Source organism: Flavobacterium humi, from assembly GCF_004745595.1.
In the GTDB taxonomy this organism is placed as follows: domain Bacteria; phylum Bacteroidota; class Bacteroidia; order Flavobacteriales; family Flavobacteriaceae; genus Flavobacterium; species Flavobacterium humi.
This window is the reverse complement of the sequence record NZ_SRLH01000002.1, coordinates 159,696-186,609: the sequence shown is the minus strand read 5'-3', so window position 1 is coordinate 186,609 and position 26,914 is coordinate 159,696. Positions and strand designations below refer to the sequence as shown.

Here is a 26,914-nt window from a genome sequence, read left to right as displayed (position 1 = left end):
AGCATTGCCATCAGGAGATTTTCAGTTTCTGAAGAGGCTGTGATATTTGATCTTCCTGTATTCTTTCGGAACCCGTTACTTCCTGTTCCGGAGTAATGGATAATTGAATTTTTCTGTCCAGTGCAGCCAGCTCGTTTTTAAATTCCCCTATTGTATGTTCTTTAGTCCATACGCTGTTTACTATTTCTTCAAGAACTGGGATATCTTTTTCTATCTCACTTATTTTCTTTTGTTCCTCTCTTATCAATCCTGGTAATTTTTCCAGTGCATTTAAAAAGTTCATGGATGCCAGTTTAGGATCGCCTGCCATCTGCCCGTTGTTATAAGTGTATTTGATATTTCCTTCACCCTTTATAAAAAAGCGGTTATCCCTGATAGTAATTCCTTCTTTTTGCGAAGCCTCCGTTTTTACCAAAAGTGTAAATCCATACAATGTACCGATTTCCTCATACTGGCCTTCTGTACGTGCTTTATCGGCGAGGAGATTGAGCTTTTGACCAATCTGTTTTATATCGGCATCACCGGGTAATCCAATAAGCTGGACCAGATTCAATACAGTGCCGTCCTGATTTTTTTGAATGCGTTTTTCAATATTTTGGCAATCGATGGACATTCTTTCCATAAGGGATTTTGCAGATTCAAGGGAGGTCATACTGTTTTCAAGTTTATATCTTGACATAGATTTGGAACGTGTGAAAGCCTGTCTTTCGCTTTCCAGAGAAGTAATCTTTTTTTCCAGTTTGGCTTTTTCCAGCAAATCAGTATTACCGGAAAGAATAGCGACGTACTCCGAGAAATTCATTCCCGATTTTTCATCCATACCGCCTTCATCAATGGTACGTTTACCGAGGTTGTTGTTTTTGAGCTGATCGATAAATAATTGTTTATTATGCAGCAGGTTAAATTTATAGCTGTCCAAAGATTTTTCAACAGCATAGATGATTATATCTACTTTGTTATCCGCAAAAAATTTGGCAGTCTCATTTCCCTTACGGATGGCTCTGCCATCGCGTTGGGCCAAATCACTCGGTCTCCAAGGCGTGTCCAAATGATGTACCGCTACGGCACGTTTCTGGGCATTCACCCCTGTTCCCAACATATCGGTTGAACCAAACAGTATTCTGATTTTCCCTTCATTCATGGCACTTATAAATTCTTTGCGTATCTTATCGGTTTTGGCTTCCTGAATAAAACGGATTTCAGGTGCCGGAATGCCATGATCCTCCATTAGTTTGCGTTTGATTTCTGAATAAACATTCCATTCCCCCGGTTTGTAGGTGCCTAAATCAGAGAATACAAATTGGGTGCCTTTTTGGGCATTAAATCGATGGTAATAGTCTGCCAGCTTTGCTGCACAATGGGAGGCTTTACTGTCTGGGTGGTCATCGTACTTTTGACTGATCATGCGCATGTCCAATGACATCTTACGTGCATAGTCTGTAGCAATCAGCATTTTTGCTTTTTCTTCAGAGGCAGACAGCTTTGCTCTTCCCAATAATGTCGCATCGCCCGTTTTGGCAAACTCCATCAATTTTTGAATGAATATCTCCTGCTGCGGGGTGGGTGGGATATTATGCAGTATTTCATTCTTCTGCGGGCGGTCAATACCAATATCTTTTGCCGTTCTGTAATCTGTAATTTCTGTGTAAAACTGGGCCAGCTCCGGTACTTTTATAAAGTATCGGAAGCGTTCTTTTTGAACAATATTGTTGGCTACTGAAAATTCATAGTCGGTAGTTTTTCGTGCATAAATAGCCGCCCACGCATCAAAACAATTGATCCCTTGTTTTTCCAATGCCTGCGGGCGAAGGTATTTAAATAATAAATAAAGTTCTGTGAGAGAGTTGCTGATGGTTGTGCCGGAAAGGAAAGTAGCTCCCAAATCTTTTCCGCTTCTTTCCTGTATGGTCCTAATGGCAAACAGCAGGTTCAATGCCTTCTGGCTTCCCTGTATATTACCGAGTCCTGCCACACGGTCATGGCGGGTATTAAACATCAGGTTTTTGAAACGGTGGCTTTCATCCACCAGCAAGTGATCAATGCCCATCATTTTAAAGTCCACTACATCATCCTTGCGGTTTTCAATATCATGCTGGAGTGTTTTGAGTTTGACTTCCAGATTTTGTTTTCGTATGATAACACCCTTGAGCATGGCACGTGATATTTCTTTTCCCTGTGACTGCAATGCCTCAAGATTTTCTTCCACACTATCGAGTTCCGCCTGTAATATTTCTTTTTGCATTTCCGGTGACTGCGGGATCATCCCGAACTGGTCATGGGTTAGGATAATACAATCCCAATTGTTGTTTTTAATCTCTCCGAAAATACGCAGGCGTTTTTGAGGGGTGAAATCTTCTTTGCCCGGATACAATATTTTAGCATGTGGATACGCTTTGCGGTAGGTTTCCGCTATTTCGTGGACATTGGCTTTCAGGCCAATAATCATTGGCTTGTGTGCCAATCCCAGACGTTTCATTTCCTGGGCAGCGGTGCACATAATGAGCGTTTTTCCTGCACCCACCTCGTGGTCACAGATAGCTCCGCCGTTCAGCTTAATCATCCATACAGCATCCTTCTGGCTGGAATACAGGTCTTCAATCCCCAGCGCTTTGCGGTCCAGTCCGGGAAAGTCCTGATGACTGCCGTCATATTGGGGACGGACAAAACAATTGAAGGTATCATTGTATTTATCGGTCAGCCTTTTTTTAAACTCATCGTTCTGGGCATACAGCCACTGTGAAAATGCTTTACGGATTTCATCAATTTTGGTATTGGCCATCTGAATGGCTTCCATATCCCTAACCTTGATCTCTTGATCACCATGCATTATTTTTTTGGTAATGTCCGGCGTGGTATTAACTAATGCATGTTTAAGCAGAGTAATCCCGTCAAAGTTTCGGCTTTGGGATTTTATAGCATACTTCTCCGTTATATGAATATTTTTCTTGTCGCAATTAAGGGAAAAATCATCCGTATTTTCCGTGTAATGAATCCGTACATCGGTATCAAACAGGTGAGAGGAAAAATGATTGTAAATACCTGTGGGTATCCAGCGTTCGCCTAAATTAAAATCCAGTTCTTCAAATTCAATACGTCTTGGAACCGCCTGCTGTAAAGCAGCAAGACTTTCCCTTGCCTGCGAATCTTCAGGGTTTTGTTCTAAATAATGATGTATTTCCTGAGCTTTTTCCACCACATTTCCTGAAATCCACCGCTCCGATATTTCATACTCATTTTCTAAAGGGTTAAAGAAAATGCGTCCTTTGAGGGACTCTTTCAAATTGTCAGCAGATAACCCGCTGATTTGCGACATATAATCCAAATCGACAGCCCCGCACCTGTTGAGTGATGCAGCTAACGCCTCCTCAGGATTATCGGCTGCCAGTGGATTATTTGAAAAACTGACCGGATGTTGAAAGATATCCGCTTTATGCACCACACCACCAACTACACGTTCCAGATAGGGAATCTCGTTTCCGGCACTATCGGTTTTAATCAGTTGGATGTTCTCAGCGCTGTTCAGGTTCCCAAATCTTTTGACAAAGGCGTCATAAAGATGGTTGAATGTTTCCCTTTCCTTCGGATGCTCGGCTTGCTTTTCGGCTTCTTTCTGATACAATTCCAGATAAGCATTGCGTACCTGTACATAGGCTTCTGCTCTCATTTTCTGCATTGGGGGAAGTGGGAGCGCTTGAAACTCCGCTTTTTGTTCCCCAGGATCTAGACTGATAAGATAACCAACATATCCTTTGTAAGCTACCAAACAATCCTTTCGGTAAAAAGATTGTAATTTGTCCGTATAAATACGTAATTCCTCAGCACTTATATTTTGTGACTCGACACTATCTGAGAATAAATCTCCTGCTATTATCTTATTTTCCCTGTCTTGCTCTTTTGGAACCGATGGTATTGTATCTTTTTGATTGAAGGGTAAATCGAATAAATTCCCCTGCCGGTTTGGTGCTGCTTTTTTTCGTTTCGATGAGGAAACCGCTTTCTTTTTTGGAAGGGTATTTTTGATGTCGGGCGTATTTTCATAAAAACTAAACAGGCTTAATTGCGAATCTGCTGAAAAGCTTTCTTGAGCTGTCGATTTGTCTTTATCTGACTGTTCTTTTTCAATGGTAAATAAAGGAGTGGCAGATTTAGCTATGGAAACCTCAGAAATAGTTTCTGCAGTATTACGCCCATTATATAAACTGATATCGAAATAATGAGCCATATCCTCGGACAGCATCTTTTTTAAATCTTTGGCTATTCCATCAACACCTCCTTGATGCTCATAAATCACAGCGGGTCTGCCATACATGTCGGTGGCTTGGTAGGAAGTCGTTTGCACGATATGCTCTGCGTTTTCAAATAACAGGCTGTTTGTAGTATTCTCAGTCGTGGTATAGGTAGTACAAAATTGCTGCTCTCTTTGAGTAAGCCCTGATTTGGAGTTGTTTTTTTGCAGTACAATCAAATCGCTCCCCACTTCAGTTCCGGCATACTCGGTAAACAAATTATTGGGCAGGCGTATGGCTGAAACCAGGCTGCAGTTTTGCATCAGAGCTTGACGTATTGGTTCATTTTTACTGCTGTTCAGAACACCCTGTGATGTAATAAAGGCTAATATTCCGCCATCACGAAGCAGGTCTGCTGACTTTAGAAAAAAGTAATTGTGTATACTTCTGGCCGCCTGCACACGGGTAGGGTCTTTACTGCGTACAAAAGAAAGGTCAAATACCGATACATCCCCAAAAGGAATATTGCTGGCAATGACATCATAGTTTTCTTTCTCACTGTCGGGGATTTCTTCAAATCCGGCAGTCCGGATGTTGTTATCAGGATAAAGCTGTTTTGTTATTTTTCCTGTCAGCAATTCCTTTTCGTATGCTGTTGTATGTGATATGCTTTCATTGCTGAAAGCTTCGATAAAGGAGCCAGTTCCGGCGGATGGTTCTAGAAAACGTTTGATATTTATTTGGTTTTCTCCAAAGGAATCTGCAATGGCTTCAATGACCGACGGCGGGGTATAAAAAGCAGTCAGAACGGAAGCTCTTATACTATCTACATAACGGTAGTATTGTTTTTCGTCAAGTGCATTTTCCCGTAAAAGCTGGTGAAGTTCTTGAGTCAGGGGGAATAAATCCTGTTCGGATTTTACCCAGCGGCTAATATCGCTGGCTTTGTCAGCCGGATTGAGTACAAATTTTAACCCGCCGAAGCCGCTGTATTGTATGAGTAATTCCCGTTCGGCTGCAGTGGCATGGCGTCTTTCTTTTTCCAGCTGGAAAACAATCCGTATTGCCTCGATATTCTGCTTTAAATGTTCTCTTTTATTGAAGGCCATTGTCTTCTATCCAAATTTGAATAGTGCCGGTCAATTCAGTATAGAGCCATTCATATTCAGGGCGGTCCTCAAAATCATCCGTAAGTTTGTACTGATCAAACACAGGAATACAGACAGGAAGCATTTTTAAAGCGAACGGGCGCAGTTCCTCGTCAGCCATGATAGTGTCGAACTCGCTGCAGACCACCTTAAATACTGTATCGAATCTTGAAAAATGAAGTCCTTCAAATAATATATATTGGGCAATCTCATTGCATTGCTCAATTGTATTGCCAGCCATAAAAGCATCATTGTATACCTTAGCAGCTAATTGTGCACGTTTGTCTATAAATGCCTTATTTCCGGATAATTCTGGAAAACTTACCTGTAATAATTGTTTTAATTTTAAAGAGTAGTAGGATAATTTATTCTCTGCGGCCATTATTATTTAGTATTAGGGTATTGCAAAATTACTTTATTAGAAAACAGGAATAAAAATAGAGATATATGTTAGATGTAGTTAACTGATAGCATATTTTGACACCGGAAGGCATTCATTGGCTCTCACTTTTCTTTTTTTAGACGAAAATGATTGGAAAAGATATAACTTGGCGGGATTTTGGCAAGTATTTTCTTTAGGTTTCTTTTTAATTTGGCTCTTGAAAACAAATTCAGATTCAGATGAAACTTAATCACCGCTATAAATCAATTCTTATAGATGTAATTTGTCTGCTTTACATTCTTCTGTTTGTATACGCTGCGACAAGTAAATTGCTGGAATTTCAAAATTTCCGTATACAGTTAGGTCAATCGCCGCTTTTAAGTGCTTTTGCAAATTGGGTTTCCTATATTGTACCAATTTCAGAACTTTCTATAGTCATTGTATTGCTTCTACCGAAGCGTAGAATACTTGGTCTTTTTGCAGCTTACACCCTGATGGTAATGTTTACGTCCTATATCTATATCATATTACATTACAGCTCTTTTGTTCCTTGTTCCTGCGGAGGTATATTGGAGAAAATGACTTGGGAAGAGCATCTCGCATTTAATATTTTCTTTGTCATTTTAGCGGTAATCGGATTACTATTGATCTCGAAAAATGATATCTCAAATAATCCACAAATCACAGCGCCATGAAATTAAGATCGAAAATTATTATTCTGGTGATTTGCACTGTTTTTGGTTTGGGAAGTATGATTTTGTTCTTCAGCCTTTCTGAGCATATGATACATTATCAGAACAAGTTTATAAGAAGATTTCCACAACATGTTGCCCAGGAAATACATCAAAGGGATTTAATATATAATTCTTATTATTTTGCCGGAGCAGATAATGGTAAAATTTATCTTGGTAACGCTACTGCGCCATTACAGATAATGGAGCTTGATTCGACATTGAAGGTAAAAAAGATTCATCACATTGAATTAAAGCAGAAGTATCTTCCTTTTCAAGTACCACAAATAAGAGTACAAAATAAAAACTTTTACGTTTTTGAAGGTATAGTCCCTTATATCTATAAAGGGAGTATTGTTAATTGGAAAGCCTCACTACGGATAAACAGTGGATATTATTTTTCGCAATTAGAACCAATGGATTCGGTCAACCTGGCTATTCGTTATATGAAACCCAAAAGGGGAGAGAGCCTTATGGGAACTATAAATCTCGCCGATACAACAAAAGTAAAATATGCAGCATCTCTGCTGGAGAAACAGTTTGATGGTATATTTGATACTGACGGCAGTTTTCATTTCAGCCAAAAGCTCAACAGGATTGTTTATGTATATCTGTATCGGAATCAATATATTGTTACTGATCCCAATCTAAATTTAATTTACAGAGGTAATACTATTGATACGGTAAGTATTGCCCATGTTAAATTGGCAAGTCTTAAAAACAGCACTATGAAGACCTTCGCTGAACCTCCATTGATTGTCAATAAAACAAATTCCGTTGACGGCAATTTATTATATGTTAATTCTGCTTTGCCAGGTCTTTATGAGTCTGAAGATATTTGGAAAAGAGCCAGTATTGTAGATGTATATGATCTGACCGACGGAACCTATCGATCAAGCTTTCCAATCTACAATATCGGCGAAAAAAAATTGAGAAGCATGCTTGTATCAAGCAATTGCCTGTATGCTTTAATAGGTGAAAAAATAATATGCTATAAACTCAGGGAGCACCTTAAACAAAATAATCCTGTTGATAATAAAGAGAAATCAAAATGATTAAAATACATCGCGCGATGCCAGGGCTAAGATCGAAAACCTGTAGAAAAGAGTAGATCATAATGATTAAATACCTTTATACATGAAAACAAATTTTTTCAAAAAAATCATGATGCCGGCGGCAGTCGTGATTTTAGGTTCAGGTGGTGCTTTTGTAACTACCTCCATGAGTAGCACCAAAGGACTTGCAAATGTTCAGGGCTACAGATTTGTATCACAGGCTGATCCATGTCACGCGCAACAGCTGTGTAGCAATGTTTTTAATCCGACTATCTGTACATCCGGAAGCAACCAATTATTCGGTAAAGCAAATCCAAACGTAAATGTTTGTGATGTGCCTTTGTACAAAATTCCCTAACTAATTAGTTATTGGAATTGTTTTAAAAGGCAATGCAGTTCCTTCATTAGGGGGAACTGCATTGTTTTTTTACCAAGATATCTTTATTTCTATTTTTGTTCAAACCACTCTGGTTTTGCACTCCCTTTCAAATAATAATCAAACCACTGGGTAATTTTTTCTGTCAGATTGATTTGATTTTCAGGATTTTGTATAACATGGTTTTCTTTGGGATAAATCAGCATAATATTATCTTTTTGAAGCCTTCTTAATGCTAAGTGGAATTCCATAGTCTGATAAGGATTAACCTGTCTGTCGTCACCTCCTGTATAGGATAATAATGGAGTGGTTATATTTGCAGCAAAGTTAATTGGAGAATTTTTTTGGTAACCTTCATAATTGTTAAACAGTGTTTTTCCCATTCGCATCTGGTCGTATTCAAAACGTCGGGCATTAGGTTTTATATCTGCCCAGCCTACTGATAAATAGCAGCTGGTTAAGTCAGATACACCTGCACCTGCAACAGCTGCGGCAAACATATCAGTTTGTGTAATAATGAAATTGGTTTCATAGCCTCCAAAGGAATGTCCCATTACCCCAATTTTAGTTTTGTCTATCGGTGCTGATTCAGTTGCAGTTTGAGTTGCTGCAATTACACAATCTGAAGCTGAAAATCCAGGATTTCCAATCTCATACTCAATATCAGGGAACAGTACAAAATATCCCCGGCTGGTAAAATTTGTGGGGTTAAATGCGGAGCCATTCAGAAGACTTGGATTGGTATAGGTATGAAGTGCTTTGGTCTGTCTTTCATAAATGTATACTATCATTGGGTACTTCCGGTTTGGGTCATAGTTGAAAGGATAAAATAGAACCCCTTTTAAATTTACTGCTTTAGAATTTTTATATTCAATAAGTTTCAAAGTTCCCCACCCGTAATGATTGTGCTGCGGGTTGCTTTTGTAAATAGATTTTGTCAATCCATTATCCTTTTTTACCAGTAATGCAGGAGGCTCATTAAAATCTTCCTTTTGATACACATAGGTATTGGATTTCTCAGCTTTAAACAAAGCACTGATTAATTTTGGCTCGTAAACCAGAGTTTGTAATCTTTGCTTTTTATCTAAGTTAAAATACCCGGATTCTCTATTATCAATTGACTGCACTTTGAGTAGTAAATCGGAGTTCAAATTAATTATTTTATCATTGCGTATAATATCATCGATGTTTCCTTTGTCAGAATCTGCCAATCTGAAAATCTGCTTATTTTCCCTGCCATTAGTAAGTCTTTTTGCAACTTGCTCATTAAGCTTAAACTGCCAAATATCAAACTGATCGTATAACAATATTGTTTCATCATTTACCGTAAATCCAGCACAGCCATAAGGCATAGGTTCCTGCGGCCTGTCGCTGGAATCATCATAAAAAGAAGCGGGTATCCTTGCTGTAATATTGATATGATTTTGTGTGGCAAAGCTATATACCCACCAATTGTATTCCCTAAAATAAACGACATATTTACCTTGGGGAGAGAAATACAAACTTCCTAAAACACTGGTTTGTCCCTTTAAAAACAAAGTTTTTTTGTTGGTTTTCAAATTCAGTAAAAAATAATCTATATCTGTTTCCTGCTTGAAAGATGGTTTATTATCATCGGGATGGTATACAAGTGCATATTGCTGGTTTCCGTTAAGTATTGCCAGAGGATGTAAATCATTGCCAATTTCCGCAAATAAATTGCTTTTTGGCTCCCACATGACAAGCCTTGGATAATCTTGGGCATTTCCGTATTTCTTTCCAAAGGCAAAGAGTTCTTTATCTTTGGCATTCCAGATCTGAACTTTTAAGTTATCATTTGCATCATTTTCTGCAGGCTTTTTATTTGTCGTAAAAAATACCTTCATGCCATCTTTTGAAATTCCAAGTGATGAAGTATAATTGACAGCTAATAGCCTGCCAGTTGGCCAGCTTTTTTCAAGAGTCGTATCATATTGGAAAAGCTCTTTATCTTCGATGTTATAAAACAAAACACTTTCAGCGGCAGATGATTTTGCATGTAGTGAGCTGCCTGCAAAGGCAAGTGATTTCCCCTTTTCTTGCCAAATTATATTGCCAAAGATTTTCTCGGTACTCTCCTTGATGACAGTCCTGATTTTTTTCTCACTAAGTTGTATCAGTCCAATGCTGTTATGCATTTTTGTAGAAGTGCAAAATGCTAATGTATTATTACTGGGACTTAGAGAATATGAAGTCACATTGTTGACACTCTCGAGGATTTGACCCTTTTGATTTTTGACAACAATCTTTATTTTGTCTTCTTCATCGGTGCAATAAAAAATGTAATATTGATTACAAATGGAAAATGATTTTACGTTTTCAAACTTCTGTAGTGCACCGGTTTGTAAATCTACTAACTGGAATTTGTCCTCCGGCAACATACATCCATACCACGAATCAGTTATAAACTTTCCGTCATAGCCTTTTGGAAAAACAAATGTTTTTGCGGTAGTTGTACTTCTGACAAAAAGTGTATCCAATTTTGATTCATAACAAAGGGAATAACTTACCCAATGACCGTTATTAGAAATATTTTCGGGCTTAAGGGTACTCCACAAAGGATAGTCATTGGAAGTCAGCTGTCTTGTTTTTTCGACCTGCCCTTTAACAGGACAGGTCGTCAAAAACAAAATAATACTAATCCAAATTATTTTGCAGTTGTAAATAATATAGATCATTAATATCCCGGATTTTGTGGCAGTAAGTTTGGATTCAGATTCAATTCCACCTCTGGAATTGGAAATAGTATGTCGTGCGCATCCCACCCGGTTTTTATGCCTGATAAAACAGATTGGATTCTGCCCATGCGTTTAAGGTCAAAAAAGCGATTTCCAAATTCGGTAAAAAGTTCCAATTGTCTTTCCTGTAATATGGCATCAAGAATTTCAGTTTGTGTAATTGCAGATGTATCTCCTAATCCGGCTGTATTTCTTACCTTATTTAAATCTTCCTTGGCACCTATCAGATCACCGGAATGTGCTCTGGCTTCGGCTCTTATTAAATATATTTCTGCAAGACGAAAGATGATCGAAAATTCAACAGATGATCCTGTATCAGAATACTTATACTTGAATGGATGATACCATGTCGTAGTACCATCGGTGACGGCTTTTGTCCAATGTATTTTTCTCTGGTCATTGATGGGAAATGCGGACATCAATTCGGTCGTTAGTGCCGATAGTGGTGGTGGACCGCCGGTAAAATTAAATGTGACACTTTCCAGTGTATTGCCACCGCTAAACCCTGGAGCCAATTGCCAGATTGTTGAAGTGCTTTCTTTGAGAAAGATTTTATCAAGGTCCTGTTCATAAACATACAATCCTGTATTGTTCAGTACAGCCGATGCCTCATTGGAAGCTTCGTCCCATAAATCGGCATATAAATCCAAACGCGCTAGCAGTGCATGCGCTGCATATTTGTTAGGACGAACACGATCTGCAGAAATATAGTTTTCAGGCAAAAGCTGGATGGCTAGCTCCAGATCCGTCTTGATATTGTTATATATCGTACCCACAGGCAGTTTTACTGCGTGGCGGTTCTGCTCATAATTGGTTGTAGTAATATAAGGGACTGCGCCATAGAGGTTGGTAAGATAAAAATGAATCAGAGCCCTTACAAACAGGGCCTCACCTTTTAATTGATCACGGTCGACAGCAGGTAAATGAACTGATTGGTCAACGCCCTCAATAACAGCATTGGAGGCATAAATTTGATTATAACTGCTGTCCCATAATCCTTTAACATCGGCATTGGATGCAATAAGGGAATTGTTAAAAAAAGCAACTGTACCGTTTTGCGGATCACCATAAAATTTAAGTTCATCCGCATAATTCCCAAGAAAATGGGAAAGTCCCGACGCTGAACCTGTTAGTAATCCTGTATCCCTGATTTTGGAATAGATATCAGTCATAGCTGCATTTGCGGTTGCCTTTTCCTCAAAGACTGCAGTGGCGGTAAGTTGTGAGTTAGGCAGATCTACATCCACAAAGTTATCACAGGCATTTATAATTAAGGCCAACAGCAAAAGACAAATAGAGGAAAAGGTGATTCTCCAAATGGGATTTGCGGAATTCTGCCAATGTAAATTATTTATATTGAAATTTTTCATGGTTTCTACTTTTAAATTAAAAACTAAACTGTACTCCTGCAGAAAAGATCCTCAGTGGAGGCAGATATCCCGCAGATTTAAATTCGGGATCTGCTCCTTTGTATTTTGTGAAAGTCAGTATATTTTGTCCTTCGAAAAACAATTTGCATTGCAGATCTTTAATTGGTAGATCATAGGAGAGTGAAACGTTTTTCAGACGTACAAAAGAAGCGTCGCTGATTACCCCATCACTTTCAAAATACTTATAGTACGAGTCAACAGCGGCACTGTTGGAACCGTCCGTATAAAGAGGGTATGGCACAATATCGCCAGCTTGGTGCCAATGATTCAATATTGTTAAAGGCTGGTTGCCTTGTGAACCAGGAACACCGAAATAAATTGTTTCGTTATAATTAATCTGCTTCACAAATTGGAATAAGAAATCAAGTTGCCAGTTTTTATACTTTAAGCTATTTTGTAATCCTCCATAGTACTCAGGACTAAAATCTTTTATGGTTTTTTTATCGTCTGGGCCTGATAATATTCCATCACCATTTACATCTTCAAACGTGTATATTCCTGTTTGTGGGTCAACTCCCGTAAAATGATAAACTTTCTGGATGCTCAGTGCCTGTCCAATTACATATTGATTAGTATAGGTTGAACCGGCTAGATCGGGGAATTTTAATAATTTGTTTTTAGCGATAGTCAGGTTTATATTGGTACTCCAGTTGAAATTTTTTCTTTGGAAGTTTAGCGTACGCAGCGTCAATTCTAGACCACGGTTTTGTACTGTTGCATTAAGATTGGCTTGAAGGGTGGAAAAACCCGTAGTTCCCGGCAGAGGTATTCCGGTCAATTGGTTTGAGGATTGGTTGTTATACCATCCGGCGGTAATAAACAGACAGTCATTTAAAAAACCTGTTTCGAGAGCAACTTCAAACTTTCTGTTGGTTTCCCATCCAAACTTTGGATTAAATAGTCTTGTAGGCTGCAGTCCAATAGTACCGCCATAATTAATTCCGGAGGATGCGTAAGTGTCAAGATACTGATAGTCCCCAATCTGGTCATTTCCTGTAATCCCATAACTGGCTCTTAGTTTTCCAAAACTTAGAACAGTATTGTTTTCAAAGAATTTTTCTCTTGAAAATAACCATGCTGCCCCAACGGCACCAAAGGCGGCAAATTGGTCTCCTGGGCCAAAACGGCTTGATCCATCTCGTCTTCCGGTAAGATTGACGATGTATTTCTCTTGCCAATTGTAGTTCACACGCCCAAAAAATGCCTGATACCTGTACTGTGATTCTTCACTGACCATTGTAAAAATATTCGAAGCCGACGCAAGATTGTAAATCAGGCTATTGCTCGAAAATCCGGATGCATACTGTACCAATTGATTACTTTGCTGTGATTGAAAGGTGGCTCCTGCAAGGATATCCAGCTTTCCCTTTCCGATGACTTTATTCCAATTCAGTTGTGGTTCAATAATCCATGAATTTCGGTCTGCACTGCTGGCAATAAGGGTTGAAAATTCGGGACCTAGTCCATAGGAAGGATTATATTTTGTAGAAGGTGAGGCCGTAGTTTCGGTATTACCTAAAGTGGTATATCCAAAACTTGTTTTAAGTTGAAGGTTATCCATCAACTGATAAGATAACATTATATTGGCAATCAAATCATTGGTTTTGGTCTGATATTTTCCTTCCAAATTTCGCAGTGGATTATTAAAGGTGTTATTCTCCCAATTTAGGGTTCCGTCAGCATTATACAGCGCCGGAGCATTTGGAGACATATTGACCGCTTCCCTCATCAGGTCCAGTCGGGGCTGATTGTTGTTCTGAATCGTGTATCCTGCGGAGAGATTGATTCGGAACTTTTTATTATCCGATTCATGGTTCAAATTCAAATGCAGATTGCTTTTTTTATAATTGAAATCACCCGGAAAAACTGTAGTCTGTTTGTTGAAGTTACCGCTTACCAAAAATTGTGTCTGGGCAGAACCTCCCGAAAGCGACGTTTGAATATCGGTGATATTGGCAGTGCCTCCCAGTAATTCCTTCTGCCAATCCGTATAACGATTTTGATCCCAAGTTCCGTTAACATCGTAGGCATAGTCAGGTATTGGAGAAATACCATCATTGGCAAATGCTTCTCTTCGCATTTGCAGGTATTGCTGGGTATTCATAAGATCCATAAAACTTGTGACTCTTCCGGCCCCTGTTAAGAGTTTAGCATTGAATTTGGTTTTCCCCGCTTTACCTTTTTTTGTAGTGATTAGTACCACACCATTTGCACCACGTGAACCATAGATGGAAGTGGCATCAGCATCTTTTAAAACTTCAATACTTTCGATTTGATCTGGATTGATACTGTTCAGTGGACTTGGTTGTGTCGGCAGCACAGCAGAATTAATTCCTGTGCCTATAGGATCTGATGAATAGGGAACTCCATCAATAATATAAAGAGGATTATTTCCGTTGATACGCAAACTGTTTTGCCCTCTGATCTGGATATCAAACCCGCCTCCGGGCGTTCCGGTAGTTTGAACGATATTGACTCCTGCCATTCTCCCTTGCATAGCTGCCAAGACATTGGATACAGGCTGCTTATCGATGTCTTTGGAGCTTATTTTGGCAATACTTCCGGTACGTTCACTTTCTTTGACTGAATAATATCCTGCATTGATTTTTACCTCCTGAAGTGAAGCGATGTCTTCCTGCATATGAACATTAATAGTTTTGCGATCAGCAACGGGAATTGTAACGGTTTTAAAGCCTAAATAAGAGAAAACGAGTATGTCCTGTGCGGATGCCGTTATGGTGAATTTGCCATCATAATCTGAAGACACGGCTATTTGTTTTCCTTTGATCGAGATAATGACTCCTGCAAGAGGAACAGTACCATCGCTTACTATCCCTGTGACTTGCGATTGTTGTTGATAATCAGAAAGCCGTAAGGGATTTCGTGCTAAGGCTGGCGTACAGAATAGGTAAAAGCTGAAAATTATCGGATACCAAAGTACTGTCAACCCTTTGTTTAATGAAAAAGTTTTCATAATATTGGATTACTGGTTAAATAGAAGTTAGTTTTTGTTTAGCTACAGCCCTCCATGAATGTTTGTCGACGTTGAATGGAGGGCATTTTTTTGCGCTTTATCGACCGGATAAAAATCGCAAAGACGTGAAGTTTCTTAGATCATAGGCATTTGGTTTGATGGTTATGGCAAATGCTGCGAATCTTATTTAATCGAATATGCGCTCTGAATAAAGTGAAGAAAGCCTAAAAAAATAGGCGCGGAACTCAGCTTACTGCATCAGAGGTACTGGTATACCGAGCAACAATAAGTGAGCCCACGCCATAGACGTGAGCATCTTACTTATCATCTCGTTGCTTAAAATTACCAGTTTTCTGATACGAGACTCAAAGCGAATGCTTCAAATATTTTATATGAAGAATCGCAAAATTAATAAAAATCTATACTAGATGACTAGTTAAAAAGCAAATATATAATAATTTATCGGTACGCCAAAGCGTACCGATAAATTATTTTAAATATAGTTAATTGCATTGTGAAAGAAAATTCTACAGAGCATATTAAAATTAAGACTGCAATCAGTTTAAAAAAGCTATTAGCGAGCATTCAAAATAGTGCGCAGGTTAAGAATGCTGATAATTCTATTGTCAAAAGCTATAATGATATTGCACTTAATGCAGATATTAGAAAAGCTACTGTTTCGAATACTTTTAATGCTAATTCTATTGCAGATTCGACCACACTAATTTTAATTATTGAAGCAATGGGGTTTTCATTAACTGATTTTGCCAAAATATATGACTCTATAAAAGATTCTGAGATACTTACTTTTAAAAAATCTTAGGCAAAGATTGTAGTTTTCGTACTTGCAACAATTTTTGAAAAAAAACGACTACTAACTTAAACGTGGTTAAAAATTAAACTGCTTCCAATTAATGAGTATAAACCATAGAATTGTCCTAATTAGAGTATTTCTTTTAGAGCAAAAGAATTTTATAAAGTGTCTTTTTAATAAAATCATTTTCAAAAAAAAATCATTTTATAATCCAAAGAGCCATGTCGGCGAATTACCCGTACGTGTTCTACAGCATAATATAACTTATTGGCTTGAAATAGTCTCCCCTGAATTTTACAAAACGTTGTTAAATGAAATTAAAAATAATGGTTTGCAACAAGGAATATTATATCATATAGATAAACAAAAAATTCTTCATGTTGCGAGCGTTAATGCTGCTAGTATTAGTTCCAAGAGAAAAATTAGTATTTATGAAACTTTTAATTCTTACTTATGGTGCATCTGCTACTCTCTTCTTGTAACATTTGATGAAATTATTCAGAAACCACACTTAAGAGGAAATTATACCGGCTTAATAGATAAAAATAACGAACAGGTAAATGCTGCAATCGCAGTATTCAACTATGGGATGTCCTTAAGAAATAATTATAGTGATTGGGATAAAACTTTACCAAATCCTGAAGAATTTGATTGTAAGTATTCGTACTATGTTGAGAGAGCCAACTCTTTATTTACTTCCGCTATGTTTTTTGTGCTGAGTCATGAAATAGGGCATAATTATTTTAATCATGTAACATATATGCCGGCCACGGCGGCTCAATCACTTGCGGAAGAACTAGATGCAGATAATTTTGCATTAGAACAAGTTTTAAGCTGTGAAAACCAAGACCTAATTCCTTCCCTAAAACATGGTGCGGTAGCTGGAATGTGTGCATTATTATTTCTTAGCCCAAAACTATACAAAGGCGGTACTTATCCAGATGCCGATGATAGAATTAGAAATGTTATGGAAAAACTTAATTTAAAAGATTTAGATCTACAATGGGGTATGGCGTCATTAGCATTTAAATTGTGGGGTAACTATTTTAAAATTGACTTTGAAATATCTGAAACTTCTGAAAATTATAGTGAAATGTTTTATGAAATCCTTGCTGAAATGAACAAAATAAAAAAACCATAATTTACTGGATGGGTACTTAATTCTCGAATTGTTTGAAAGATTAAAGACATAAACGAAAAATGAAAGAAAAACTTAATATTGAATTATATAAAGAGATTTACATAGAAGAACTTAAAACAAAAGTCAATATTGATTCTCAATTAAGTCTTCCGATGAATTTAATTGTCATATTAATTGGCATTGGATTATTCTTATTTCAAAAACACTATGTCAATAGTCACAATAACAGTTTATATATGTTACTTCTGACAAAATCTCTTTTTGCTTTATTTGGAGGTTTGGTGGCTCTCTCTACTATGTATTTAATGAAAATGTATTTAAATGGATTTTATAAATATCAATACTTACCCATTTCTACCGATTTACAAAAAACAGAAGGTGAATTTGTAAAATCTAATAAAGATCAAGCTAAAATGTTAAAAAAGAAAACAGTAAGTAATACACAAATTAACTTTGATGCATACTTAAGGGATTGTTATATTATTACCTCTTCTAATAACAGAATAGTAAATGATGAAAGAATGAAGACTATGTATCTCTCAAAACTTTACTTAATGATTTCAATACTTTTGATTGCATTAATCGGGTTCTTAGTAATCCAGAAATAAATTCTTTAAAAATCTAGTACCTGTATACCCTGCTTATATTAAGGGGAGTCTTTAGTTTTATACTTTTTTATTCCACAATTTATTCGGATTGTTAAGACCAAAAACAGTTTCACTAATAACTTTTCCATTTTTCTCAATTTCTAAATAATCCATATTCTTCGCAAGATTAAGTGCAATTTGTGCATGAACGATTCTATGAGTATTTCTCTTATAACGAGCTAAAAGGGTGACATATTGGGGTTCAAATTTTTTTGCAAACACCTTTATAAATTCATGTGAATCAAACTTATCATTTGGCGATGTTTTAATAATACATTTTATAGTGTCCAAATTTTCATTTATTAAGTCATTAGTTTTCATAATATATTGTTTTGTAATTTATACATATATAATACGATAAAAATATTTAACCTTAAAAACGAAAAAAATAACTGGATATAAATCAGAGATTATTGGGAATTAATGATAAGTGGTAGCTTAATATTTTTTGATATCTAAAAGTACTTGCATGACTTTATCAGTGAATTTTTGAGTTTCAAAATTTTGAGGGTCATCATGGCTGTCATTCAAACCTTGATCTATATTAGCGTGGAAAGCCGGTACAAGCCATTCTCCTTTTCTAAAACTAGAGCATATGTATAGCAATGCTAATCTTTCATATTGAGCTTCAGTAAATCCAGGTTTAGGTGCAACTGGTGCATTTCCTGCATTTCCAGGTGGATAAACTCTTGGTTGTATTAACTCAATATGAATATATAAGCCCCGTGACGGTATCCCTAATTTTTTTAATTCAAATTTTGTAGCTCTTAATCCTTCAGAGAAATCAGCCACAGTTTTTGATTTCCCGGTTCTGGCTAAATAAACATGAGTAACTTTTTTATTCCATCGATCTAAATTATTAAAGCTCCATGATTCTTCATTAATATCTTGAGGAAAGTTATGTTCAAGGGCCGGAGTACTTACATCATGAATAACGAAATATTTTGCAAAAACTTTCTTGCCACCAGCAGTTACACTTGAAATTGGTGAATTTATGTCACCGCCAATTTCATTATTGGTTATATTTTTAAATGATAGATACTTTTGAATTTGCTCTTTTGTTATACCAATACTAGAGATCAAAAGGTCTAAATAAGCAGCATCTAGTTTAGCTTCCTTTTCACTTATTTTACCCCACATTTCTACGTGTCTCATCAGGAGTTTAGCTTGAACAGCTTTAGTTCCTTTATATTCCATTTTTACTTTGTCAAATTCTTGAGAAGGAATTTGTGCTTCTATTTTAGTTATGTTAAAAACGAATAGTATGATAATTAATAAATTTTTCATAACACAGTTTTATTTAGCTTGCTTAAATTTAACAAAGAATTAGATGTAAGACAATACGTATTTATACTGGTTTTTGATATAAATCTTTTCCTTAACTTTATTAACTCTGCGTAAGAATCGAATATCATAAAAAGAAAAGTGGTAAAGTCAATGTAAAAAAAATACAACAGATGGGAGCGAAACAACATGATGACAAGAAAATCGGAACCTACATTTTTGGTTCTATACTTTTAGTTTTTTTTATCTATATTTTTTTATTTTCCCCTGATACACTACCATTTTATAAGCAAAGAATGATGGCATTTGCTTCATCTTTATTGGCTGGTCTATTTACATTTTTTCTTTCAGGTTCAGTTAAGCTGACCGGGCAATCCCCGGATACAAGATTTGGAAAAATTGCAATTCAAGCGACTTCCGGTATTGCAGTTTTTATTCTAGTTTTAATATGGTGGCTTAGTCCGTCACCCCCAGTTCAAATAGGTACGGAATTATCAACTATCAAAATCCAGGATATTACTGCGAAAGTTACGTTCCATATCGATAATGCAGGTGAAGATACACCTGAAATTTTCAAGAACACATCTGAACTTGAATTAAGAATAATTGAAAATAAAGATCTAGATTCTCTGAATGTTCAAGGATGGAAAAAAGGTTTCTTTATCTCAGGCAATTCATTGGATATAAAATCTAGTATTCAGTTGTTTGATAAAAAATTGATTCAGACTGTAGATCTAAGCTCTATTGAATTGATAAGAAATTATAAGGATTTTAAAGGAACGATTAATAGTTTAAGAGATAATAAAAAATGGGCAAGATCAAGCTTTGAAGGCGCAATACGAGTTGTTGAAACTAATAAATGGCTAGATACCTTAAAAAAATATAATGATAGTTTGGATTTACCTGTAACATTAGATGAATTTTATAACCTTTATAAGGTGACTAAAAAGCAAAAAATTGAATTGACAGAGTATGATTATAGTCGTATAAAAGTTTACCCTATAAGAGCAACACTAGAAGTTTTTAAAAACGATTCTCTTATAGGAAGATCTCAAGGTATTGTAGTTAAGGTCTGGGAAGGTGATGAAGATGTCGGAAACCATTTTGTAGTAAAATTTCCTGTGACAAAACTTAATTTATAAAAACAAACTAAACAGCTGAGAGATATAACTTTAATTGTTTTTTTGCACAAGTTGTTCCATTTGGTAATAATTGATTGCTGTTTCTTTCAGCGGGTTTGTACTCCATTCTTCCCAAACATTCGTATAAGGATTATAACCACATTTTAAAGGCTTGGAGTATTGATTTCCAGGTTCTTCTACATAAGCGCGACAATCGGTGCATATATGACGGAATTCGCAATCTTTGCAAACATCAATTTGATCTTTAGTTACGTTCCAATACTTCGTGAAACTAGATTGATTTATGACATCTACTAAAGTAGTATCCCTAATGTTACCAAAACTGTCAGGTATAGAAGGACAGTTTTTTATTTCACCATTTTGAGTAACAGATATTTTTTTATGAAGGCAGGAATTATGATTTAAAGATTCAAATATTTTATATTTATTGACATTGTTAAAATATTTACTGTCAACAATTCCACAATTCCTAAAATCTTTTAGTTCATGGTTAATAAAAATAATATTGAAAGTTCCTTTTGAAACTTCTTTATTCTTGTTTGCCGAAGAATGTAAAGTAAGCTCTGTAATCCTGAAATTATTTTTATCTATCTCCCCAATAAACTCAAATACTTCTTTGGAATATTTTAAAATGAGTTCTATCGATCTGAAATTGGTTTCGTTGGTAGCTTTTAGTACATATTTTAAAGTGTCTAAATCCAGTGATTCATAGCAAACAAATTGCACATCTTTACAGTACAAAGATTCTAAATCGCGAACGATTTTATCAATACTCGGAATTGTTTCGTCAGAAATCTCAACAATACAGTTAGTGATATGAGAAGCTATTTCAAAATTGGTATCGATATCTATAAACAAATCGAATTCATCAGCATCGGTAATAAATCCAAACTCATTCTCAATTAAAAATTCTAAATATTCATGGACAATTTCTTTATTTTCTTCCCCATAGAAATGAATTACATCATCAATAGATTTCTTATTTTGGAATAGAGAAATCATTTTCTGGAGTGTATCTGGTATAGCTACAAAATTATTTCGTTGCCAATCCAGTATAAGACTTCTATTATAGCCTGTGACAATGATGCAATTACTGAATATTTTAAAATACTTTTTGGAATTCATAATTATTTAAGACGGGAAATTGGTTTGTAGAATTTAAAAATAGAATAGTTTCCATCTTTAAATTTTTCAGAATTTATAGATTTCCCAGTCTTTTCAATTTCTTCATTGGTCTTGTACATTAAATTATTATAAGATAATGGTAGTTTATCTTTATTGTCTTCTATGAACTTTTTTACTTTTTCAATTTTCATAACTCAGATAATCAGCTATTCTTTTCTCAATATTGTAGTTGCAGGGAAACGAAGTCATACCAAATTGTCCGACGGGGTTAATTTCTAAAAAGACATATTCATTTTCAGGTGTTACAATCATATCAATGGAACCACTGTTTAAATCCATTTTTTTCATTAAAACATCTAATTTCTCTTCAATTTCTAATGGGAGTTTATATGGTACTCTTCTGTTTGGTTTATGATTGTTGTAATTTCTAAAATCAACACTAGTTTGATTGTCTTTTTGAGAAAAGATAGCCATAGTATAGAATTCGCCAGCTAAATAAAATATTCTTAGTTCGTATTTCTTTATTATCTGATTCTGCACTAAAGAAGGGGAAAAGGAATCGGGAATTAACCAATCGTTGGTAAATTCTGAGGTGTAGTTAAAAGCAATAAAATCCTCAAATTCTCGAATTGAGTCTCCACTTATTGATTTTGTTATGTATGTATTTTTAGAATTTATCACTTGCTCTAAACCTTCTTTATTTGAAAAAATATAATCCTCAGGAGTATTGATATTACAATCTCTAGCCATTGAGGTTACAATTAATTTGTTAACGTTTGCATTCTTTATTGAATTTAAATGATGTTTATCATCTAATTTATAATATATAAATTGCATGATAATTTTTAGTTCTTCATTCTGAAATTCATCGAATGGTCTAATTCCTGTAGTATCATTTTGTAAATTTATATAACCTCTTCTATACCAAAAACTGGTGACATCTGAGAAGTTAAATACAATATTATTTAACTTAAATATTATTTCTTTCCCACAAAACTCAATTTTTACTTTATCTTCCTGGTTAATACGAATCCATTTTCTATTTAAGAATTCCAACCACTCAATAACTTGAGTGGTTGATAAATCCCTTTCATCTGACAATATTAATATCATTTGCAAATAAAAATACTTGATTTAAACTTTCAAGTATTAGAATAATTAATAATTTACTAGGATCCCTTCTTCCTTATCTTCAAAGAATCCCATTCTGTCTTTTCTTGCCCAACGTATACAATCTGATGTAGGGAAAGATGTGTCTTCATAGCGGACAGATTCTGATGATGCTGGCACAGGTTGACCAATGCCTCCATCAGCATTCAATAATTCTTCTTTGTTTAGACAAAGTCCTTCTTGCCTAAAATCTTCCAATGATTTCATTTTTTTCATAGTTATTTAAGATTAAATTAATTTGTATTTACTTTTTCTTCAAATATTTGGTTATATCTCCATACTTCATAGCCTAAATGCGGTAATCCTATTGATTTTCTTATTGTATTTATTTTTTTAGGATATTTCAAATTAAGTTTTGGGAAGGTACCATATAGTTGTTGAGGATTATTTTTTTCAGACGTAGACTGCCAAATGCTTTTATCAAAAATTGCAGCATAATCAGCTGGTAAAAAAGTCCCTTTTTTCACGCCTTCCAGCATCATTGGTAAATATTTTTCTTTCACATTCATATCCTGATGTAAAAAAATAGTGGTAAACGACACTGATTTATATATTTTATCAGTGCCATCAGAATAACTTACATCCCCAATTACTTTATAATTTGGATAACCATATTTAGAAATAATATCTTCAATTTCTATTTTGTGCTTTTCCTGATAGAATTTTATTTTGTCAGTATTATAATCTATCCTTGGCGCTTGATCTTCTTCTGACATGATTACAATTTTTTGCCGTAGATCCAGATTGATCTTTTTGGAGTGTTCAAGCTTTAATATTCTTATTTCTGTTTCGGTAAGTTTCGAAGTCTTCATAATGCTGTCATAAAAATCAAATGAATTTTTATGAGATATACTAATATGCCCAAAATCAGCATAACCTTTCCTGATTTTTTTATCAATATCTTTTAAATGATGTGTCAAAACGGATGTAGCAATGTATGCGCTGTACTCAAAGTAACCTTCCATATTCAGAGGTTCATAGTGTTGAAATAAACTATCAAGAATCTCATAGCTTCTCTGGTAATTATTAGTTAGAAATAAGCTGTCGGCTTCATACACTTTTAGGTAATAAGGAATGTAGTTGATTTCATTTTTAACAACGGGATCAATTGCAGTAACTTTAATGGTTTTGCATGACAAAAATGAAACTATAAGCAGACCCATTGCTAACATGGTAACACCGTTTGATAAAATATATCCGTATCTATTCAAAGTCATTTTTAAATTTTAGTTTTTATCAGAAATATTAGGAAAAGCAGTGTTAAATGCCCACGTCTCATATCCAAATCGCGGTAATCCAATAGATTTCCTGATAGAATCAATTTTTTCAGGATGTAGATTTCCATGATCTGGAAATGTACCATAAAGTTGTTTTGAATCTTTTCTTGTTTCCCACATCAGCCTGTCAAAGATTGAAGCATAATCATCTGGCGAACATTTACCTTTCTTTAGATTTTCCAATAACATTGGTAAGTGCTTCTTGAGTATCTTATTATCCTGATGTAAAAAAATGGTGGTGAATATAATCGGCATCTGCGTTGGATTTGAAGGATCTGAATACCCTGATGATCCAATAATTTGATAATTTGGATAACCATAATTTGAAATAATATCTTCTATTTCTTTTTTATGTTTTTTTTGATAAAATTTCATTTTCTCCACACTATAGTTATCACCTCTGGAGGATTGATCTTCAATATCCATTTGAACGATTCTTTTCCTAAGATCCAGATTTATTTTTTTTGAGTAGTCTTTTAAGAAAAGTGTGAAATCTTCCTTAGATAGTTTTGTGACTTTTCTTATGGTATCAAACAATTTAGATGATTCAGGGTGATTAAAACCAATAGTGCCGAAATTGCTGAATCCTTTTTTTATTTTTTCATCAATGTCTTTTATGTGACCTGTCATTACAGAAGACGCTATATAATTTCCATATTCTTTGTAGTTTTCCATATTTATGGGTTCGTACTTTTGAAACAGACTATCAAGTATTTTATAGCTTCCTTTAAAGTTATTAGTTAGGAATAAGCTGTCTGCTTCGTACACTTTTAAGTAATATGGGATGTAATTAATATCAGTATTTTTACTGGAAGTAATTTGTTTAGTCTTAAATGATGATACTATTATAGGTACCATTATGATACAGATAAGTAATAAAATCTTATGTAAATTTTTAAAAGGTTGGATTTGCATTATCATAAAATTGAACCCAAAACAAATTAAAAATTCTTACAAATACAAGTATGTGAGTATGTATAATCTGGTATGTTTGAAAGTTTAGCATTTGTTACGGTTTTGCCGTAATAAATGTTAAAATTATTTCAAATCGGAAGAGAGATATTCAGTATTTATACTTCAGTATAAATACTGAATTAATAACTTTTAGAAAAACTTTACTTATTTACTATTTATTTAATTAACGTCGGTAAACTATTTTTTTATCCCCTTCAAATTCAAAAGTTGTTTTTCCATTTTCGTTAAGTACAATTGAGGCATTGAATTTTTTCCCCGACTTAGATTTCATATCCTTAAGTACAGTAGTTTTTCCTTTATTGATTAGATTTTCTAAATCCGTTACACTCAAGTTGACACCGCAGATATTACGAAATTGTACCCATTTACAAATATCATCAGGACATTTGACAAGTATATCTTTAATGAGCAAATGTTGCTTATTGCACTTTGGACAATTAAGAACAGGTAAAATTTCAGTAACTATAGCTGTGTTGAGAAGTTCTTGAGTGATAGAAACTACATACTCCTCAATTCCTTTTTGGAATGCATCCGTATCAATTTGGTTATTTTCTATTTTTTCCAAAGTCAGTTCCCACTCAGCTGTCATTGATACATCGGCAATCTTCTTGTCTTTGACAAGGTTATACACATGTACTCCTTTTTCAGTTGGAACCAGAGATTTTTTTTCCCTTTGAATATAATTTCTGGTAAATAGTATTTCTATGATTGCGGCTCTGGTTGCTGGTGTTCCTATTCCGATATTTAGCAGAGCCTTACGTTCTTCTTCGTTTTCAATTTCTTTTCCAGCTGATTCCATAGCTGATAGAAGTCCTGCTTCTGTGTATAAAACCGGAGGTTTGGTTTTCTTTTCGAGTAGAACAACATCTTTAACTTTAAGCTCATCGCCAACTTTCAGAGAAGGCAAATCCTGGGTGTGCTCATTATCTTCATCAAAAAAGCAGCCTTTAATGGTCCGCCATCCTGCCTGTACAACTTTACAGCCCTTGACTGAAAAATCATAATGTAAGACCTGTAAGGTTATGTCTGTTATTTCTTTTATACTAGTCTCGGAAACTGCTTCTAATAAGCGTAACGCAATTATATCATAAATCGCATTTTCCTTCGCAGATAAAGCCGATGGTTTTTTCTCTGTGATAAGCAACCCATGATGATCCGTTACTTTCAGGTCATTTACTATGCGTTTATTTAGTTGTCCAAATTTTATCTTTGTAAAGCCTTCTCTGCAAGTATTTCTGGTTTCTAATGTTCTAATAAGGCTAGATACTTCAGGCCAAAGATCTTCAGGAATGTATTTACTTCCAGTTCTTGGATAAGTAATGAACCTTTTTTCATAGAGACTTTGCGCAATAGCAAGGGCTTCTTCTGCAGAAAGGTTTAATTTTTTATTGGCCTCTTTTTGCAGACCTGTAAGATCAAATAGGAGGGGAGGATGCTCAGTGATGGTTTTACTTTCTATAGAGATGACACTGGCTGTCATACTGCGCTGAATGGATTTAAAAATCGATTCAGCTTGTTTTTTATCATTCCATTTGTTTTTGGAAAGGCTCAAAAAGTTAATATAGTCTTTTTGATGAATCAATTGAAGCTGCCAGTAGGTTTGAATTTTAAAACTTTTGTTTTCCAAATAACGTTTGCAGATTAAAGCCAGCGTTGGTGTCTGTACCCTGCCTAAGCTATAAATAGTATTTCCTGCAGAAATACTGAGAGCCTGTGAGGCATTAATACCAACCAGCCAATCAGCACGGCTTCTAGCTTGTGCGGCCAGATATAAACCATCGAAATCAATGCCTGGTTTTAGATTATCAAATCCCTGTTTGATGGCTTTTTCCGTAAGAGAGCTAATCCACAGTCTTTCAAAGGGTTTCTTGCACTTTAGATATTGGTAGATGTAACGGAAAATCAGTTCACCTTCACGGCCGGCATCTGTAGCTACAATGATGCTATCACATTGCTTTATGACCTGCTCAATGATTTTTAGCTGTTTCGAAGCGCCTATATCGGTAACATAACCTTTTTCTTTTTTTACTCTTCGTATTTTTAAAAGAAATGGCTTAGGCAGTATGGGTAAGGCATCCTTCTGGAATCCTGAAATACCATAATCTTCCGGCATACCTAGTCCTACTAAATGACCCAGTGCCCAAGTTACCATATAACCATTTCCAGAATAGACACCTTCATCCTTATTTGTGGCACCTAATAATAATGCTATTTCACGGGCCACGCTTGGTTTTTCTGCAATTACTGCTTTCATATTTCAA

Annotated in this window: 21 protein-coding genes; 7 read left to right on the top strand and 14 right to left on the bottom strand. The window is 35.4% G+C overall.

The window, feature by feature from the left end; genetic code table 11:
- Window positions 1-10 precede the first annotated feature (10 nt).
- On the bottom strand, window positions 11-5,335 hold the full coding sequence (locus E4635_RS03745; protein ID WP_135525285.1) for an N-6 DNA methylase: 5,325 nt from the start codon (window positions 5,333-5,335) through the stop codon (window positions 11-13).
- A complete protein-coding gene (locus E4635_RS03740) occupies window positions 5,322-5,756 on the bottom strand; it encodes a DUF1896 domain-containing protein (RefSeq protein ID WP_135525284.1) in 435 nt (144 codons plus the stop codon). Before E4635_RS03740 ends, E4635_RS03745 begins: the two co-directional genes overlap by 14 nt.
- 239 nt (window positions 5,757-5,995) lie before the next feature.
- On the opposite strand from E4635_RS03740, the gene E4635_RS03735 reads away from it, so the two are divergent.
- The 3 genes from E4635_RS03735 to E4635_RS03725 all read left to right on the top strand — a co-directional run bounded on the left by E4635_RS03735 (window position 5,996) and on the right by E4635_RS03725 (window position 7,900).
- A complete protein-coding gene (locus E4635_RS03735) occupies window positions 5,996-6,451 on the top strand; it encodes a MauE/DoxX family redox-associated membrane protein (RefSeq protein WP_135525283.1) in 456 nt (151 codons plus the stop codon).
- Window positions 6,448-7,542: a hypothetical protein gene (locus E4635_RS03730; protein WP_135525282.1), complete on the top strand. Its 1,095-nt coding sequence runs from the start codon at window positions 6,448-6,450 to the stop codon at window positions 7,540-7,542. Before E4635_RS03735 ends, E4635_RS03730 begins: the two co-directional genes overlap by 4 nt.
- Before the next feature lie 82 nt (window positions 7,543-7,624).
- Window positions 7,625-7,900 (top strand): DUF6520 family protein, encoded by a 276-nt coding sequence (locus tag E4635_RS03725; RefSeq protein ID WP_135525281.1) that lies wholly within the window; start codon window positions 7,625-7,627, stop codon window positions 7,898-7,900.
- 89 nt (window positions 7,901-7,989) lie between these two features.
- Here the strand turns inward: E4635_RS03725 and E4635_RS03720 are convergent, their stop codons facing one another.
- The 3 genes from E4635_RS03720 to E4635_RS03710 are packed head-to-tail and all read right to left on the bottom strand — an operon-like array spanning window position 7,990 to window position 15,078.
- Window positions 7,990-10,614 (bottom strand): alpha/beta hydrolase family protein, encoded by a 2,625-nt coding sequence (locus E4635_RS03720; RefSeq protein WP_135525280.1) that lies wholly within the window; start codon window positions 10,612-10,614, stop codon window positions 7,990-7,992.
- A complete protein-coding gene (locus E4635_RS03715) occupies window positions 10,614-12,044 on the bottom strand; it encodes a RagB/SusD family nutrient uptake outer membrane protein (RefSeq protein ID WP_135525279.1) in 1,431 nt (476 codons plus the stop codon). Before E4635_RS03715 ends, E4635_RS03720 begins: the two co-directional genes overlap by 1 nt.
- A 16-nt stretch (window positions 12,045-12,060) precedes the next feature.
- Entirely contained in the window at window positions 12,061-15,078 is a 3,018-nt protein-coding gene (locus tag E4635_RS03710; RefSeq protein ID WP_135525278.1) for a SusC/RagA family TonB-linked outer membrane protein, read from the bottom strand.
- A gap of 514 nt (window positions 15,079-15,592) precedes the next feature.
- Between E4635_RS03710 and E4635_RS03705 the strand changes: the two genes are divergently transcribed.
- From E4635_RS03705 to E4635_RS03695, 3 genes are all read left to right on the top strand, one after another.
- A complete protein-coding gene (locus tag E4635_RS03705) occupies window positions 15,593-15,901 on the top strand; it encodes a hypothetical protein (RefSeq protein WP_135525277.1) in 309 nt (102 codons plus the stop codon).
- A 91-nt stretch (window positions 15,902-15,992) separates the two neighbouring features.
- On the top strand, window positions 15,993-17,033 hold the full coding sequence (locus E4635_RS03700; RefSeq protein WP_135525276.1) for a phage exclusion protein Lit family protein: 1,041 nt from the start codon (window positions 15,993-15,995) through the stop codon (window positions 17,031-17,033).
- Window positions 17,034-17,092: 59 nt separating this feature from the next.
- Window positions 17,093-17,641, top strand: coding sequence for a hypothetical protein (locus E4635_RS03695; RefSeq protein WP_135525275.1), 549 nt, complete (start codon window positions 17,093-17,095; stop codon window positions 17,639-17,641).
- 57 nt (window positions 17,642-17,698) lie between these two features.
- Here the strand turns inward: E4635_RS03695 and E4635_RS03690 are convergent, their stop codons facing one another.
- Together E4635_RS03690 and E4635_RS03685 are read right to left on the bottom strand one after the other, a co-directional pair.
- Window positions 17,699-18,001 carry a hypothetical protein gene (locus E4635_RS03690; RefSeq protein ID WP_135525274.1) on the bottom strand — a complete coding sequence of 101 codons (303 nt, stop codon included), beginning with the start codon at window positions 17,999-18,001 and terminating at the stop codon, window positions 17,699-17,701.
- A gap of 117 nt (window positions 18,002-18,118) precedes the next feature.
- Window positions 18,119-18,967, bottom strand: a complete 849-nt coding sequence (locus E4635_RS03685; RefSeq protein ID WP_135525273.1) for a hypothetical protein — start codon at window positions 18,965-18,967, stop codon at window positions 18,119-18,121.
- 170 nt (window positions 18,968-19,137) lie between these two features.
- On the opposite strand from E4635_RS03685, the gene E4635_RS03680 reads away from it, so the two are divergent.
- The gene (locus tag E4635_RS03680; RefSeq protein WP_135525272.1) at window positions 19,138-20,106 is read left to right on the top strand and encodes a hypothetical protein; all 969 of its coding nucleotides are present in this window, start codon (window positions 19,138-19,140) and stop codon (window positions 20,104-20,106) included.
- 30 nt (window positions 20,107-20,136) lie between these two features.
- Here E4635_RS03680 and gwsS read toward each other — a convergent pair whose 3' ends face one another.
- From gwsS to E4635_RS03645, 7 genes are all read right to left on the bottom strand, one after another.
- Entirely contained in the window at window positions 20,137-21,231 is a 1,095-nt protein-coding gene (gwsS, locus tag E4635_RS03675; RefSeq protein WP_135525271.1) for a grasp-with-spasm system SPASM domain peptide maturase, read from the bottom strand.
- A 2-nt stretch (window positions 21,232-21,233) separates the two neighbouring features.
- On the bottom strand, window positions 21,234-21,422 hold the full coding sequence (locus E4635_RS03670; protein WP_135525270.1) for a hypothetical protein: 189 nt from the start codon (window positions 21,420-21,422) through the stop codon (window positions 21,234-21,236).
- Window positions 21,412-22,332: a grasp-with-spasm system ATP-grasp peptide maturase gene (gene gwsG, locus E4635_RS03665; protein ID WP_169630195.1), complete on the bottom strand. Its 921-nt coding sequence runs from the start codon at window positions 22,330-22,332 to the stop codon at window positions 21,412-21,414. The genes E4635_RS03670 and gwsG overlap by 11 nt, the downstream gene beginning before the upstream one ends.
- A gap of 57 nt (window positions 22,333-22,389) precedes the next feature.
- On the bottom strand, window positions 22,390-22,617 hold the full coding sequence (locus E4635_RS03660; RefSeq protein ID WP_135525268.1) for a hypothetical protein: 228 nt from the start codon (window positions 22,615-22,617) through the stop codon (window positions 22,390-22,392).
- A 17-nt stretch (window positions 22,618-22,634) separates the two neighbouring features.
- Window positions 22,635-23,618 (bottom strand): hypothetical protein, encoded by a 984-nt coding sequence (locus E4635_RS03655; RefSeq protein WP_135525267.1) that lies wholly within the window; start codon window positions 23,616-23,618, stop codon window positions 22,635-22,637.
- Between the two features lie 9 nt (window positions 23,619-23,627).
- The gene (locus E4635_RS03650; RefSeq protein ID WP_136937706.1) at window positions 23,628-24,353 is read right to left on the bottom strand and encodes a hypothetical protein; all 726 of its coding nucleotides are present in this window, start codon (window positions 24,351-24,353) and stop codon (window positions 23,628-23,630) included.
- A 463-nt stretch (window positions 24,354-24,816) separates the two neighbouring features.
- The gene (locus E4635_RS03645; RefSeq protein ID WP_135525265.1) at window positions 24,817-26,907 is read right to left on the bottom strand and encodes a type IA DNA topoisomerase; all 2,091 of its coding nucleotides are present in this window, start codon (window positions 26,905-26,907) and stop codon (window positions 24,817-24,819) included.
- Window positions 26,908-26,914: the final 7 nt, after the last annotated feature.

What these genes read in the sequence shown, in the direction of transcription:
- E4635_RS03745 (WP_135525285.1), bottom strand. Translation starts at nt 5,335, where the DNA reads ATGGCCTTCAATAAAAGAGAACATTTAAAGCAGAATATCGAGGCAATA.
- E4635_RS03740 (WP_135525284.1), bottom strand. Translation starts at nt 5,756, where the DNA reads ATGGCCGCAGAGAATAAATTATCCTACTACTCTTTAAAATTAAAACAA.
- E4635_RS03735 (WP_135525283.1), top strand. Translation starts at nt 5,996, where the DNA reads ATGAAACTTAATCACCGCTATAAATCAATTCTTATAGATGTAATTTGT.
- E4635_RS03730 (WP_135525282.1), top strand. Translation starts at nt 6,448, where the DNA reads ATGAAATTAAGATCGAAAATTATTATTCTGGTGATTTGCACTGTTTTT.
- E4635_RS03725 (WP_135525281.1), top strand. Translation starts at nt 7,625, where the DNA reads ATGAAAACAAATTTTTTCAAAAAAATCATGATGCCGGCGGCAGTCGTG.
- E4635_RS03720 (WP_135525280.1), bottom strand. Translation starts at nt 10,614, where the DNA reads ATGATCTATATTATTTACAACTGCAAAATAATTTGGATTAGTATTATT.
- E4635_RS03715 (WP_135525279.1), bottom strand. Translation starts at nt 12,044, where the DNA reads ATGAAAAATTTCAATATAAATAATTTACATTGGCAGAATTCCGCAAAT.
- E4635_RS03710 (WP_135525278.1), bottom strand. Translation starts at nt 15,078, where the DNA reads ATGAAAACTTTTTCATTAAACAAAGGGTTGACAGTACTTTGGTATCCG.
- E4635_RS03700 (WP_135525276.1), top strand. Translation starts at nt 15,993, where the DNA reads ATGAGTATAAACCATAGAATTGTCCTAATTAGAGTATTTCTTTTAGAG.
- E4635_RS03695 (WP_135525275.1), top strand. Translation starts at nt 17,093, where the DNA reads ATGAAAGAAAAACTTAATATTGAATTATATAAAGAGATTTACATAGAA.
- E4635_RS03690 (WP_135525274.1), bottom strand. Translation starts at nt 18,001, where the DNA reads ATGAAAACTAATGACTTAATAAATGAAAATTTGGACACTATAAAATGT.
- E4635_RS03685 (WP_135525273.1), bottom strand. Translation starts at nt 18,967, where the DNA reads ATGAAAAATTTATTAATTATCATACTATTCGTTTTTAACATAACTAAA.
- E4635_RS03680 (WP_135525272.1), top strand. Translation starts at nt 19,138, where the DNA reads ATGGGAGCGAAACAACATGATGACAAGAAAATCGGAACCTACATTTTT.
- gwsS (WP_135525271.1), bottom strand. Translation starts at nt 21,231, where the DNA reads ATGAATTCCAAAAAGTATTTTAAAATATTCAGTAATTGCATCATTGTC.
- E4635_RS03670 (WP_135525270.1), bottom strand. Translation starts at nt 21,422, where the DNA reads ATGAAAATTGAAAAAGTAAAAAAGTTCATAGAAGACAATAAAGATAAA.
- E4635_RS03660 (WP_135525268.1), bottom strand. Translation starts at nt 22,617, where the DNA reads ATGAAAAAAATGAAATCATTGGAAGATTTTAGGCAAGAAGGACTTTGT.
- E4635_RS03655 (WP_135525267.1), bottom strand. Translation starts at nt 23,618, where the DNA reads ATGACTTTGAATAGATACGGATATATTTTATCAAACGGTGTTACCATG.
- E4635_RS03650 (WP_136937706.1), bottom strand. Translation starts at nt 24,353, where the DNA reads ATGGAAAACTACAAAGAATATGGAAATTATATAGCGTCTTCTGTAATG.
- E4635_RS03645 (WP_135525265.1), bottom strand. Translation starts at nt 26,907, where the DNA reads ATGAAAGCAGTAATTGCAGAAAAACCAAGCGTGGCCCGTGAAATAGCA.